Raw genomic sequence first — 13702 nt, forward strand, 5'->3', positions numbered from 1 at the left:
AGGCCTTTTTTGTTGGTTTTTACAGAAATGTACAGGCTATCACCAAATTGTAAATCTTAATACCCAGGTAATCACCGAAAGAGGCCTTCAGTTTATCATAAACCTGCTGCCTTGTCAAGGGTCTATCTTTCTTCTTTAACAAGGTAGCCGATGAAGGGTTTACGGCTCCCAACTCCACCTTCGTTGCAAACATATTGTAATGCAGCTCTGGAACCGCCAAACCAAGAATCATCCCCGGTAGTCCATTAAAGGCCGAAGGACCTCCCGAAACAGGGATTTGATCCGTATAAAAAGCAACGGCATAGATGGAATCCAATACAAGTCCATTGGCCCTACGGCAGGGGTAACCTGCGATTTCACGGTATTCATTCGTGATTTTCCACTTGATCTTTAATGTCGAATCTGCCACGACAACCCGTTCCCCCCCTAACTCAAAGACAGAATTAAATGCTTTACTCTTCAAATTTTGGTAGCCACTTATCCCAGACTCAAAAATACCAGACCGCATCAGCCCGCTAACAACGTCCGAATACTCTTCAGCAATATGCTCATAGAGGACCTCATCATTGGAAAATGTCAGTTTCTTTTTCAACACCTGGTTTTCGGGAATCTGCCCGATCATTTCTTTGATGGAGTTACGTGTATCCTCGTCTTTTGCATATGTTGCATAGCGTTTGAGCAGGTTTTTAAGAAACACGGTTTTGTCATAGGTAATTGTTCCTTGCGTAGGAAAATAAGCATATTGTCCAAAAGCTGTGGCTCCCCAGAAAAAGAACAGCAATAGGACGAGTAAATTTTTGATATCTTTCATTTTATTTCGATTTTACGAGCATTTTATTTATTTCCCAAGTGAGCTTAACCATATAATATCTGCTGATTGTGTTGTATCGGCGTTCGGTCAGTAGTGTCCCGTTTTGACTTCTGTCAAAACCCACATTCTGTTTGAGGAGGTCATTAACCATAAAGGTCAATTCAAGCTTTTCATCTTTTCGGAATTTTTTTGATAATGCGGGACTCAGCACAAATCGTTCAAATTTTTTACTGTACACCGCTGTAGGAGCCTGATAATTGTAGCTAAAATCTGCCCGCACAATAAATTTAGCCGGAAGAAAGTACTTTAGGTTTCCCTCAGATGAAAACGTAAATCCCTTACTATCTTCCATTGCACCAATGGAATTGTCTTGTATAAGATAGCCTGGAGACAATTCAATACCAAAGTCCAAGCCTTTGGTTGTCGATCGCTGTAGACTATAATTCATCCCATAACGCTGCACTTTGGCATTCGCCAAAACAGTATTGACATAGTTATAATTGTTGCTGAAAGATACCGATGGACCGCCACCATGTCTCAATTGAATTTTTTTCCATAATTTGCCGTAATACATTGGCCTGATGCTAATTTGATTATTGCTATTATGATTCAAATTTCCCCAAACAAATGTCGTCTTACCCAATGAATCAATCGTTGTATTTTGCACTAAAGCATTGTTTGTACGTGATGCACTTAAAAAGATACCTATAAACTTATCTTCCAATACGGAATACGTTCTAAAGCTTAGATTCAAATTATTGGTGTAGGATGGTTTCAAATTTTCGTTACCTAGATATTCATTCAAAGGGTCCAAATTCGACCGGAGTGGCTGGATCTGATTTAAAGAGGGCAAACCATTGGTACCCTGATATTCTAGATTAATCGATTTATTTTTCTGTATTTCATAATTAACATCAACCACCGGATTATACACAAAAAATGATCGTGAGAGTCTCGAATTCTCCATGCGGTTTAATTGCGACAGATTACTGTTCTCGAACTTATTCGAGACATTGACCACCAACTTTTCCAGAGGCTTGTAATTAATAGCAAGATTATACGTGTTTTTTGTCGTTTTGTATAAGAAATCATTGCTATACAAACTATCTAGTCTATCAAAACTACCGGTATTCTGATTTTTATCGAAAGACCTAACTGCGTTGTTATTTCTGTTGAAATTCAATCCATATTCGAAAGAAAGGATAATCTTTTTTGAAATCGGTTCGGAATAAGCAAATTCACCCCCCGTGGAAAAAGAGCTATTTTTCACAAATTTCTTCTGGTCGAGAGTCGAATCTCTTTCAACATTCCCTAATTTGTAAAATCTAAGTTTAGAAAACAAATCTTGCTCACCATCCTGTTTATTGCCCGATGTAAAATAGTTGAATGATAACGAACGGCCTTTCTTTTTAAAACGTCTTACATAGAGTGCAGAGGCATTATACTGTTCGGATCTAGAATCGTTCTTAAACTTTCGCATGTTATCGTTGATCTTTTGATCAAATTGATTTACAGTAGTTGATTGTGTCTCTGAAGAACTATTATCATGTCTTTTATTTGCACCTGCCCAAACCGTTAAATCCGACATGGAATCGACCTTAAATTCATATTTCAAACCAATATTATGCTTTCTGTTTTCATTTGACGCCAATGTGCTGCTATTGCTAGTCAATATCGTGTCGCGTGCCGCATTGCGCGTGAACACGTTGCGATCCAAATCAACATCGGATCGGATATGCTTATAGTCGATCCGCCAAGCATGTTTTTTGTTAGCGGTTTTATCTGAATATAGAAATCCCGTATTCAAGGACTTAGGAATACCTTCACCATTAAAATTATCGCCTCTATCGTAATCACCCCCCATGCTTGATACCTCCTCATAACTGAGCCCGCTCTTGCCGGTATTACTTGCAATCAAATAAGCCGAAGCTTTAAACGATTGATTAAAATAGTTCAAAAAGCCCTGTCCAGCGTAGAACTTATCACTACCTCCACCGACATCTACTTTCCCGAATATTCCGCGTCTAGCTTCCTCTTTTAACTTCACGTTGATTGTCTGTGTACGTTCACCATCATCAATCCCTGTTTTCTCAGCCTTATCAGACTTCTTTTCATAGACCTGAATTTTATCAACCATATCAGAACGAATATTCCGGCTTACTAAAATGGGATCGTCACCAAAAAACTCCTCGCCGTCAACAAGCATTTTCTTCACTGTTTTTCCTTGGGCAGTAATTTTTCCAGAGGCATCGACGGTAATCCCAGGTAAGACTTTCAACAAATCTTCAACTTTGGCGTTTTTTTCCACTTTAAAACTTCCGGCATCATATTCCGTTGTATCGCCCTTGATACTAATGGGCACCCGTCCCATAACAATGACTTCCTCCAGCAAGGTTGCGCTGCTGGTCATTCCAATAGACATGTTACTGTAATGCTGCCCTGGCAGGATCTCCGCGTAATATTCACCGTATTTCGGATAGGTGACAATGATAAAATATTGTCCAGTATCAGGACGCTCAAGAGAGAACTTACCATTTTCATCCGAACGGGCAAAATTGGTCAAAATGGAATCTTTGGCTGTTAACAACATAATTGTTGCATTATGCAGCTTAAGCTGATCTTTTACATCACTGATTTTTCCTTCAATCCGGGATTGAGCATGAACTATTCCGCAGAAACAGAATAAAATAAGTAAAAGTAGTTGCCCCACTCTTTTCATAATATGGTTTGGATAGTATATAATTATATAAATAATAAAATTTGTGCACAAAACTAATATTTTGTTTCAGTTAATTTAAGTTTATCTCAAAAAAAATACACGTAATAAAAAGACATTAAAAAAACAAAACAAACAACTGGTTAACAATACAATACAAATTAAAAACCATAAAAAAAGCTCTTCTTTTGAAGAGCTTTTTTATCTAAACAGTTAGAAATACACAACATATTGTGTGAACAGCATGCTTTGATTTTTATAAATTGCCAAGTTCCATAATAAATTGAACAGTTTCTTTATTCATGTGTTGAGACAGCACACCTGTAATTTGATCTGTCATGGCCTTTCTTGTCATTCGTTTTACCTTTGTATTCTCAAATTTCTTTTTGTCCATCACAACTGTGTTGCTGAGTTCGACTTTTGTTGCAAAATAGGAAACGTGCTGACTAGGTACGACCAAGCCTAAAATCATTCCCGGAAGACCATTGATGGACTCTGGGCCACCACTAATAGGAATTTCATTGCAGTAGTATCCAATGACATAAATGGAGTCCGGTGTAATACCATTGGCTCTCCTGCAATTGTAGCCAGCGATCTCACGGTATTCATCTGTGATTTTCCATTTGATACGTTTCATGGAATCCTGAACGATAATTTTTTCACCTACAATATCATTGTATCTCAAAAAAGATCGGTTAGACATATTTGAAAGTGTTGCTGCATCAAAGTCTAGCGCAAGCATCATAATATACTGCTTAATCTCTGCATCCAGGCTCTCGTCTTTTACCGACTCGAACAAAGTCTCCGTGGTATTGAATTTCATTGACTTCTTTAACACGGCACTTTCTGGTAATCTCGGTATTATACGCTCAAAAAACTGTTTTGAGTTATCATCGGCCTTAGCGATGAATTTTTTACTTACGATATTCTTCATATACATCGTCTTATCGTAGGAAATAGTTCCCGATCGACCAAACAACGTATACTGTGCTTTAAGACCTAAGGCTGAACAACAGAAGAAGATAAAAAAGATATATTTTAACATTGTATTTCGCTTAATATTTTATAAAAACATTTTTGTAAAATCCCATGATAGTTTAAGCATATAATATCTGCGTATCGTATCATATCGACGTTGCGTAAAGACAGAAGTCGATGCCGAACGACTAAAGCCCTTGTTCTGGTTAAGAACATCGTTGATCATAAAATCCAACACCAACGATTCATTTTTCAGGAATTTCTTGCTTACACCCGGATGCAACAAAAACTGCTCAAACTTCTCATCAAAAGCTTTGGTGGCCGCCTCGTAGGAGTAGGTATAATTGGTATAAACCTTAAATGTTTTGTTGAAAAAATACTCCACACTTCCGTTGGAAGCGAATACAAAACCATTACTGTTGGTATTGCGTTCCAAACTTGATTTCATCAAACGATATTGTGGACTAAAGTTCAGGTCAAAATTTAAACCTGTCTTGGTATCTCTTTTGAAATTATACGTAAAATTAAAGTTCGTCGTATTTACTTTATTCAATTGGTGATTGAACATATTATAATTATCACTCATATTCACATAAAACTGTGGTGAGTTGGACAGGCCAAGTTTTTTGCTCAGCTTGAAATAAACTCCAGACCATACGTTCAGGGAAGTATTTGTCTTGCCATCAACATTATTCCAAGTATATGTATTAATTCCTTTTAGGGTATCAATATTCTGCGTAATCGGGTTCTTTTCGGTAGAAATATTACCGCCGACATAAACGTAATTCCCGGTCAAAACACGGAAAGAATTATAGTTCAGATTTAATGAGTTTCTAAACGATGGTTTTAAGTTTTCATTTCCCAAATAGCGATTAATCTGGTCTGAGTTATCCAAGATCGGTTGGATCTGGCTCAAAGAAGGCAATTGATTTTTGCCGGTATAGTTCATCCATAACCCCTTAGTTTTTGTAAAGGAATAGCCTGCACTTACATTTGGATTATACGTAAAGTAACTTCTTGTAATCCCCTCGCTTGTATAGTTATTGAACTGTTTCAATTTGTCATTATTGAAATTATTAGCCACAGTGAACTTAAATTTTTCAGTTGTATGAACTATGGCCAATTTGTACCTATTGCTGCTTCTATCAAAATCATAGTTATTACTGAAACGACGATCCAATTGAGTATAATTTCCCTCTCCATCAATATTGAAAGACTCCACAATGGAACTACTATTACTCTGCTCAATTCCTGTTCCCACAACAAGGTTCCAAATTTTGGATAAGGGTTCGGTATAGGAAATTGAAGCGCTTAGCACATCACTTGTATTGTTACGTACCTTACTTTGATCTGTAGTTGAATCTGTTTTTAAGCTATAATTTCGCAGGTCGGAATTCAAATGTCCAGTACCTTTCATCTCATTTCTTTTCCATTGACCATCAAATGTAAAAGAACGTCCCTTTTTCTTGAATTTATGCGTAAAATAAGTACTAAAATTGAACTCGTTGATGTTATTTTTCACCAATTCGCGTGTATTCTCAGCAATGGTTGTATCTGAATTTTGGCCAAATTGGTAAGCTTCACGCTTGTTATCTGACCAAAGATTCTTTCTTGATGCCCCCCCTCGTATGGTTAAGAGATTTAACGAATCTAATTTCAGATCATATTTCAGATTGGCACGATGCTGGTCATTTTCAGAATCTACATTCTTCACTGATTTGTTATTGATCAAACCGGTCATAATCGTTTCATCATTTCCATCACTGCTCAATCTTCCATATTTATAGTTAATGTTGACTGTATGTTTATCTTTATCAAATTTATCCGAGAAGTTAACGCCCGAATTTATAGCCTTAGGTACACCGATAACCCCTTGCCCAGAAAAAGGATCCGTAAAATTAGACCAGCTCATCGATCCGTCATCACCATAGGACACACCTGAATCACCACCATACTTTTGTGCATCCTGCCAGTTCATGCTCGTGGTACCATTATTACCGAAAAGCCCATAAACTGATATTTTCTGCGATCCCTTAAACTTGTTCAACATCAATTGCCCCATATAGTAGTCGTCGGTTCCACCGCCAAGAAGCGCTTTTCCGAACATGCCATTTTTAGAGCCTTCTTTTAGCTTTACATTGATCGTTTGCTCACGCTGACCGTCATCCACTCCTGTTCGCTCTGCCTGCTCGGATTTTTTCTCATAAACCTGAACTTTATCCACCATATCCGATCGGATATTTCGTGTCACCAGTGTCGGATCATCACCGAAAAATTCCTCACCGTCTACCAATACTTTTTTGACTGTTTTACCTTGTGCAGTAATCTTTCCAGATGCATCAACCGTGATGCCAGGCAAAGCTTTCAACAGGTCTTCAACCTTGGCATTCTTCTCAACTTTAAAACTGCCGGCATCATATTCTGTGGTATCACCTTTAATTGTGATTGGGATGCGTCCAGTAACGATGACTTCTTGTAATAATGTGGCTGTATTTGTTAGACCAATAGCCAATTTGGAGTAATCCACACCAGATTGAATCTCCGTATAAAAATCGCCATACTTGGGATAACTCACAATCAGCACGTAAGCTCCTGTATCGGGCTTGGCTAAGGAAAACAGACCATTTTCGTCAGATCTCGTAAAGCCTGTTAATATGGAATCTTTAGCGGTCAACAGCATAACTGTTGCGTCTGATAACTTTAGTTGGTCCTTTACATCACTTATTTTTCCAGCAATCTTGGATTGACCCGAAGCCAAACCAGGAATAGCAAAAATGAAAAATAAGAGAATTTGTAAAACTCTTTTCATAAAATTGTTGGATAGTAAATTAATATCAATATAACATTAGTAGATAAAGCCAATGTTTTGTTACAGTAAATTTAATTTTATTTCTTAAAAAACGGATTTTGGTTCATAATTCCTCATTCGAGCAAAATAAGAGGTCCTTTTTACAGAAGCTCAGATTCGATGTTTTCATACAAAAGATCTTCACTATGCTTGATAGTCCCTCTTCTGTTGCATATTGATCAAACGCCACAACTGAAGACAGAAAAAGCATATCAAAACAGCAAAAGATAACTGGCCACCAATCGCACTATAATTTTTAAGATCCGGGGCTATGTCTGCAACTTGAATTTTGGCCATCAGATAATTATTGAACATCATGCCACAAACAGTCCCAAGAAGAAAAAATGTAATCGCATACTTTTTATTTGAAAGGGCTTTCTCTTTATCTTTCTCGAGCGCAGCAATACCGTTCATGATACGTTGTTCAAAATCGTCAAATGGCATTTCTATTTTACTCATTTGCATAACTTTCTTGAATTTTTCCTGTTCCTTATCCATAATACTCCGCTTTTTTAATTAACTGACTTAAAATGATCTGCATATTTTTACGGGCCCGATGCAAGATCACCTTTGTATTCGCTAATGTCCAGCCCATAATTTCTTTAATTTCATCCATCGACTGTTCTTCGAGATAGAACAACCGTAATGCAACAGACTCGCGAGCGGGCAAAATAGTGAGTGCATCGTTGATCATTTCTTTTCTTTCGTGATCGATTATCTCATCCAATACGGAATCTTCATGCGACATGTCATGGTGGGATAGATCAAAATTGACCAACTCCAGTTTCTTATGACGAATGGCATTAAAAGCAACATGTACAACAATTCGGTAAAACCAGGTACTAAATTTCGATTTCCCTTTAAAGGAAGACAGCGATTGATAGCATTTTATAAATGCATCCTGAACGACATCTTCTGCCAAATGCTCTTCCTTTACAATAGAAAGAGCGACAGAAAATGCCATATCCCTATACGTTTTTATAAAATAACGATAGGATTCCACATCGCCTGATAGAACTTTTCGAATATAGATTTCATCCATTGGCGGGTTAAATATCGCGTTTTTTATCCAATCGGTTAGCAATTATCATTGCAACACCCGCAGAAATAATCAAAATTGAGACGGCAAGTGAATCTGGCAAATCAGTATTCATGTAGTTATCCAAAATTCCCACAATGAATAATCCTATTCCTATACCAAGCACCAAAATCCCAGGCTTTTGCCAATCTAGTGACTCTCTTTTCTTATTTTCACCCGGAATCTGTACAGCCATACTCCGATACCGCATAATAAAATAAACACACAAGGTGATACATGTAAATAGTCCGATTCCTAAAATGGCTCCTACTGATTGCTTTTCCATAATTATTTGAATTAGTTTTTACATTAGTCACAGCCATTCCTGAAAAGGTTACAACAAATTGAGTTAAATGTCTCGATTTGTGTAAATTTGTTTCAAACACAAACAATATGCAAAACATTAAAGAATATGTAGAAGCAAACAAGCAACGTTTTTTGGATGAGTTGTTTGATTTATTGCGTTTACCATCAGTAAGTGCCGATCTTAAATTTAAAGGAGATGTTGAAAAGACTGCTGAATTTGTTGCTCAGAAATTGCGTGAAGCCGGAGCCGACAATGTAGAAGTTTGTCCTACCGCTGGTAATCCAATCGTTTATGGAGAAAAAATTATCGATCCGGCACTTCCTACAGTGTTGACATATGGTCATTATGACGTACAACCTGCTGATCCATACGAATTGTGGGATACCCCTCCTTTCGAACCGACGGTCCGTGATGGCAAAATTTATGCACGTGGTTCTGCCGATGATAAAGGTCAGTTTTATATGCATGTAAAAGCCTTCGAATACATGATTAAAAATGATGCATTAGCATGCAACATCAAATTTATGATTGAAGGTGAAGAGGAAGTGGGCTCAGTCAATTTGGGTACATTTGTTAAAGAAAATACTGAAAGACTGAAAGCTGATGTTATTGTTATTTCTGACACATCGATGATCAGCATGGCTCAACCATCGTTAGAAACTGGCTTACGTGGACTTTCTTATGTTGAAGTTGAAGTTACGGGGCCTAATAGAGATTTACACTCCGGCGTATATGGTGGAGCAGTAGCCAATCCGGCGACGATATTAGCAAAACTGATTGCATCATTACATGACGAAAACAATCATATCGCTATCCCTGGATTTTATGATGATGTTGTCGAATTGACTGCTGAAGAACGTAAAGCATTAAATGAAGCACCTTTTGATATTGAAGAATACAAAACAGACCTGGGCATCCAAAATATCTGGGGGGAAAAAGGATTCACGACATTAGAACGCACCGGTATTCGCCCAACCTTGGAAGTAAATGGTATATGGGGTGGTTATATCGGTGAAGGCGCCAAAACGGTATTACCTTCAAAAGCGAATGCAAAAATTTCAATGCGTCTTGTACCGAACCAAAACTCTCACCGTATTACGGAGCTTTTCAAAAAACATTTTGAATCTATTGCACCAGATTATGTGAAAGTAGAAGTTAAACCTCATCATGGTGGTGAACCTGTCGTCACACCGACCGACAGTGTTGCTTACAAAGCAGCAGAAAAAGCCCTCCATGACACCTTTGGTGTTAAGCCTATCCCAACGCGTGGTGGTGGTTCAATCCCAATCGTCGCTCTTTTTGAAGAAGTATTGGGTTTAAAGACTGTACTTCTAGGCTTCGGTCTGGATAGTGACAACCTACACTCTCCAAATGAAAAGTATGGTATTGAGAATTACCTTATGGGAATATCAACAATTCCTTTATTTCATAAATATTACGCGGAACTAAGCAAATAATTTAGTTTTTCATTAGATAAAGGGTTATTTTTAAATTTTAGAAATAACCCTTTATCGTTTTATGGATTTTGATTTTCGTTTAATTGTATTTTACACTGCGGCTCAGCACCTTAATTTCACCAAAACGGCCTCGGCCCTTTTCATCTCACAACCAGCCGTAAGCAAAAACATCCAAGAACTAGAAAAGAAACTTGGCGTACCACTCTTCGAAAGAAAGGGCAACAATCTTAATTTAACTGATTCAGGTCAGATTCTCTATAAATATGCCCAACAGATTATCAATCTATATAATCAGGCGGGTCAAGAAATACAGGAATTGCAGGAAGGGCGAAAAGGAAATCTCGTTTTAGGAGCCAGTACAACCATCTCCCAATATGTTTTACCCGCTCTACTTGCCGATTTTCTATCCCAATATCCCAACAACCGTATCCAGTCTTTTCAATCCAATAGCCGCAGTATTGAGGAGCAGCTTGTCGACAAAACATTGGATTTAGGTATCACCGAGGGGTCTACCGACAACCGGGCGCTGAAATACATTCCTTTTATGAAGGATGAGTTAGTTTTGGTCACAAATAGCCAAAACCCACTATTAGCTCAATTAAAAAATCCAATACTATCCGATATCACGCGCTTACCTTTGGTACTACGTGAGCAGGGATCGGGTACACGAACAATTATTGAGAATGCACTAAAAGATAACAGCATTAATCTATCCGAAGTACAGATAGAAATGATCTTGCCTTCAACAGAGAGTATCAAAGGCTACCTTGCACGTCGCAACAGCTTTGCTTTTTTATCTATTCATACGGTGCAAAAAGAAGTGTTAAATAATCTATTGACCATTGTTGATATTCCACAATTGACAATAGAACGTTATTTCTATTTTACCCATTTATATGGAGGACTTGCCGGTACGCCCAACCAATTTCTGCAATTCTGTCTGCGGCAAAACTTCAAGTTATAACCAAATGTTATATCTCATAAACAAACTTCGTTTTAATTCCAGATTTGAGGCGGCTAGATTTGTACAAATGAATTAGCGTAATGGAATATAAAAAACTAACAGATTATTTAAAGGCACTCAGCTGGATCATTGTAGCATTGGTTATTACATGTACGACCTTATGTGTATTTCCACTAAAACATGAGGAAAACAAAAAGCAAACAGATTCTCTTGAAATGCGCAACGACTCACTTATTACGCACGTTTCCCAATTTAAGGAAATCTCATTCAAAGATAATCCCGAAGGTGAAATGGCCAGTTATGGTGAAAAGCTAATCAAAAATACATACGATTATTTCTATGATGGGGAGGTCAAAATCGGCAACAAGCTTGCCTGTAGCAGCTGCCATCTCAATGGAGGCACAAAGGCTTTTGCTGCCCCTTATGTCGGGCTCACCAATGTCTTTCCAACCTATATTGGACGAGAAAATAAGGTTGAATCACTTGAAGAGCGCATCAATGGTTGTTTTGAGAGAAGCATGAACGGCCGAGCCATTCCTGAAAATAGCAAGGAAATGAGAGCCATTATCACTTATATTAAAAACATCAGCGTAAATACAGTTAATAAAGGTCGGTTAGCAGGCCAAGGATTTATAAAAATGGATATTCCCAACCGTGCGGCGGACTTGAAACATGGTCAATTGGTCTTTGAGAACAAATGTACAAGTTGTCATGGAAAGGATGGTCAGGGGCTACTACAAACAGCGGGAAAAGGATATCAATATCCACCCTTATGGGGAAAAGACAGCTACAATGACGGCGCTGGAATGGCACGATTACTGACCGCCACACGTTTTATCAAAGCTAATATGCCTTTGGGCGCAACTTATGATGCACCTCAATTGAAAGACGACGAGGCCTATGATGTCGCAGCATATATCAATTCTTTCGATAGACCTCAAAAAACAAACAAGCAATTGGACTATCCTAATATAAGCAAAAAGCCCAAAGATAGCCCCTATCCACCTTATGCCGATAACGTTAGTATAGAACAACATAAACTCGGACCTTTTAATTTTTAAACATAAATACCCCATTAAATCAATAATAAATATGAAAAAACAATTTACAATCGCTTGCATTTTAGTAGCGATAACGACTATTCAAGCGAAAGCACAGGACAATAAATTGTTGCTCAATAACCATCAATACAGCGGTGCCGTTGCTAAGAAAAAAGCGTATAAAGCCATCTATCAGCTGGATAGCAATGATCCAAAAACAATTGAAAAAGCAATCCGTAATATTAACAATGTCTTGAAAGACCCACGGTTAAAAGGACACTTACAGGTTGAGTTGGTTGCATTTTCCGGTGGTACCGAAGCTTACCTAAAAAAGAACAGCCAATACGAGAAACCTTTGAAAGACCTCGTCGAGAAAGGCGTTATCGTAGCGCAATGCCTGAATACGTTGGAAGAGAAACATATTGCCAAAGAAGAACTATTTGATTTTATAGGCTATGTTCCTAGCGGAAATGGTGAATTAATCTTAAGAGCAAATGAAGGTTGGGTTATCGTTAAACCATAAGTATAATGAAGAATTTTCTACTGCTTGGTCTAACAATAGCATTATTGGGAGCCCAGGAAATTAAGGCACAAGAACATCGTTTTGACCCACCCTGGAATAATCCACCAGAATCGGCTCTAAATTTTACGGTACCCGGGATAGATAATATTCCAGATTTATATGGTGATATCGAGAATCCGCAGCTTACCGTTTTTTTCGCGGGCAATCAATTTATGGTTGTCGATGATCTACTTGCATCATTCAAAAAAGAATACCCACAATACGAACGTATTTTTGTTGAAACCCTGCCGCCAGGCATTTTAGCTAAACAGATTAAAGGCGGATCAATCACGATAGGCAATCTACGCATTACGCATAAGCCCGATATTTACACAGCGAGTAAACGAGCGATCAACGAGATGGCAGATTACTTCAGTCATACACAGGTTTATTGCTACAACAATATCTGTTTGATGATTCCAAAAGGAAATCCCAGTAATATCAGAACATTGAATGATCTGGGGAATGACAAAGTTCGTATCAGCATGCCTAATCCCCAATGGGAAGGAATTGGGGAGCAGATCAAAGCATCCTATAGAAAAGCCGGGGGCGAACAACTCGTCAAGAAAATCATGGATGATAAGGTCAAAGATGGCAGCACTTATCTGACCAAGATCCACCATAGGGAGAGCCCCATGCGTATATTGTATGGACAGGCAGACGCAGCTCCGGTTTGGGCTTCTGAAGTCGTTTACCAAAAACTAATTGGCCATCCAGTTGAAGGGATCACCATTCCTGATGCGCAAAATACAACTGCAACTTACGTTGCTGCAAAGCTTAAAAACGCACCCCATGCGCAGGCTGCAGATGACTTTTTAAAATTCATGGACTCGCCAACAGCCAAGAATATTTACAAGAAATATGGTTTCACAGTAGACTAAAAAAGAAAATGGATAATTAATTATCCATTTTCTTTCTTTACTTTAGGTCAAAATTAGTTG

At 38.1% G+C, this 13702-nt stretch carries 12 protein-coding genes; 5 read left to right on the top strand and 7 right to left on the bottom strand.

Annotated elements, in window-relative coordinates; genetic code table 11:
• Positions 1-19: 19 nt before the first annotated feature.
• From HS960_RS16595 to HS960_RS16625, 7 genes are all read right to left on the bottom strand, one after another.
• On the bottom strand, positions 20-811 hold the full coding sequence (locus HS960_RS16595) for a GLPGLI family protein (RefSeq protein ID WP_153847225.1): 792 nt from the start codon (positions 809-811) through the stop codon (positions 20-22).
• A gap of 1 nt (position 812) precedes the next feature.
• A complete protein-coding gene (locus HS960_RS16600; RefSeq protein ID WP_182330082.1) occupies positions 813-3530 on the bottom strand; it encodes an outer membrane beta-barrel protein in 2718 nt (905 codons plus the stop codon).
• A 253-nt stretch (positions 3531-3783) separates the two neighbouring features.
• On the bottom strand, positions 3784-4572 hold the full coding sequence (locus tag HS960_RS16605) for a GLPGLI family protein (protein WP_182330084.1): 789 nt from the start codon (positions 4570-4572) through the stop codon (positions 3784-3786).
• 18 nt (positions 4573-4590) lie between these two features.
• Complete coding sequence (locus HS960_RS16610; protein ID WP_182330086.1) at positions 4591-7314, bottom strand: outer membrane beta-barrel protein; 2724 nt, start codon at positions 7312-7314, stop codon at positions 4591-4593.
• 183 nt (positions 7315-7497) lie between these two features.
• The gene (locus HS960_RS16615) at positions 7498-7851 is read right to left on the bottom strand and encodes a hypothetical protein (RefSeq protein ID WP_153845994.1); all 354 of its coding nucleotides are present in this window, start codon (positions 7849-7851) and stop codon (positions 7498-7500) included.
• Positions 7844-8395 carry an RNA polymerase sigma factor gene (locus HS960_RS16620; protein WP_159730492.1) on the bottom strand — a complete coding sequence of 184 codons (552 nt, stop codon included), beginning with the start codon at positions 8393-8395 and terminating at the stop codon, positions 7844-7846. Before HS960_RS16620 ends, HS960_RS16615 begins: the two co-directional genes overlap by 8 nt.
• A 7-nt stretch (positions 8396-8402) precedes the next feature.
• The gene (locus HS960_RS16625; protein WP_153845996.1) at positions 8403-8717 is read right to left on the bottom strand and encodes a hypothetical protein; all 315 of its coding nucleotides are present in this window, start codon (positions 8715-8717) and stop codon (positions 8403-8405) included.
• A gap of 107 nt (positions 8718-8824) precedes the next feature.
• Between HS960_RS16625 and HS960_RS16630 the strand changes: the two genes are divergently transcribed.
• The 5 genes from HS960_RS16630 (at position 8825) to HS960_RS16650 (ending at position 13642) form a co-directional block, all read left to right on the top strand.
• Entirely contained in the window at positions 8825-10195 is a 1371-nt protein-coding gene (locus tag HS960_RS16630) for a dipeptidase (protein WP_153845997.1), read from the top strand.
• 61 nt (positions 10196-10256) lie between these two features.
• Complete coding sequence (locus HS960_RS16635; RefSeq protein ID WP_153845998.1) at positions 10257-11159, top strand: LysR family transcriptional regulator; 903 nt, start codon at positions 10257-10259, stop codon at positions 11157-11159.
• An 80-nt stretch (positions 11160-11239) separates the two neighbouring features.
• On the top strand, positions 11240-12220 hold the full coding sequence (locus HS960_RS16640) for a c-type cytochrome (protein WP_182330088.1): 981 nt from the start codon (positions 11240-11242) through the stop codon (positions 12218-12220).
• Between the two features lie 31 nt (positions 12221-12251).
• On the top strand, positions 12252-12722 hold the full coding sequence (locus HS960_RS16645; protein WP_153846000.1) for a DsrE family protein: 471 nt from the start codon (positions 12252-12254) through the stop codon (positions 12720-12722).
• 5 nt (positions 12723-12727) lie between these two features.
• On the top strand, positions 12728-13642 hold the full coding sequence (locus HS960_RS16650; RefSeq protein WP_182330090.1) for a substrate-binding domain-containing protein: 915 nt from the start codon (positions 12728-12730) through the stop codon (positions 13640-13642).
• The last annotated feature ends 60 nt before the right edge of the window (positions 13643-13702 follow it).

Origin of the sequence: Sphingobacterium paramultivorum, from assembly GCF_014109745.1 — a bacterium.
GTDB classification, from domain to species: domain Bacteria; phylum Bacteroidota; class Bacteroidia; order Sphingobacteriales; family Sphingobacteriaceae; genus Sphingobacterium; species Sphingobacterium paramultivorum.

What these genes read in the sequence shown, in the direction of transcription:
- HS960_RS16600 (WP_182330082.1), bottom strand. Translation starts at nt 3,530, where the DNA reads ATGAAAAGAGTGGGGCAACTACTTTTACTTATTTTATTCTGTTTCTGC.
- HS960_RS16610 (WP_182330086.1), bottom strand. Translation starts at nt 7,314, where the DNA reads ATGAAAAGAGTTTTACAAATTCTCTTATTTTTCATTTTTGCTATTCCT.
- HS960_RS16640 (WP_182330088.1), top strand. Translation starts at nt 11,240, where the DNA reads ATGGAATATAAAAAACTAACAGATTATTTAAAGGCACTCAGCTGGATC.
- HS960_RS16605 (WP_182330084.1), bottom strand. Translation starts at nt 4,572, where the DNA reads ATGTTAAAATATATCTTTTTTATCTTCTTCTGTTGTTCAGCCTTAGGT.
- HS960_RS16630 (WP_153845997.1), top strand. Translation starts at nt 8,825, where the DNA reads ATGCAAAACATTAAAGAATATGTAGAAGCAAACAAGCAACGTTTTTTG.
- HS960_RS16635 (WP_153845998.1), top strand. Translation starts at nt 10,257, where the DNA reads ATGGATTTTGATTTTCGTTTAATTGTATTTTACACTGCGGCTCAGCAC.
- HS960_RS16645 (WP_153846000.1), top strand. Translation starts at nt 12,252, where the DNA reads ATGAAAAAACAATTTACAATCGCTTGCATTTTAGTAGCGATAACGACT.
- HS960_RS16595 (WP_153847225.1), bottom strand. Translation starts at nt 811, where the DNA reads ATGAAAGATATCAAAAATTTACTCGTCCTATTGCTGTTCTTTTTCTGG.
- HS960_RS16650 (WP_182330090.1), top strand. Translation starts at nt 12,728, where the DNA reads ATGAAGAATTTTCTACTGCTTGGTCTAACAATAGCATTATTGGGAGCC.
- HS960_RS16620 (WP_159730492.1), bottom strand. Translation starts at nt 8,395, where the DNA reads ATGGATGAAATCTATATTCGAAAAGTTCTATCAGGCGATGTGGAATCC.
- HS960_RS16615 (WP_153845994.1), bottom strand. Translation starts at nt 7,851, where the DNA reads ATGGATAAGGAACAGGAAAAATTCAAGAAAGTTATGCAAATGAGTAAA.
- HS960_RS16625 (WP_153845996.1), bottom strand. Translation starts at nt 8,717, where the DNA reads ATGGAAAAGCAATCAGTAGGAGCCATTTTAGGAATCGGACTATTTACA.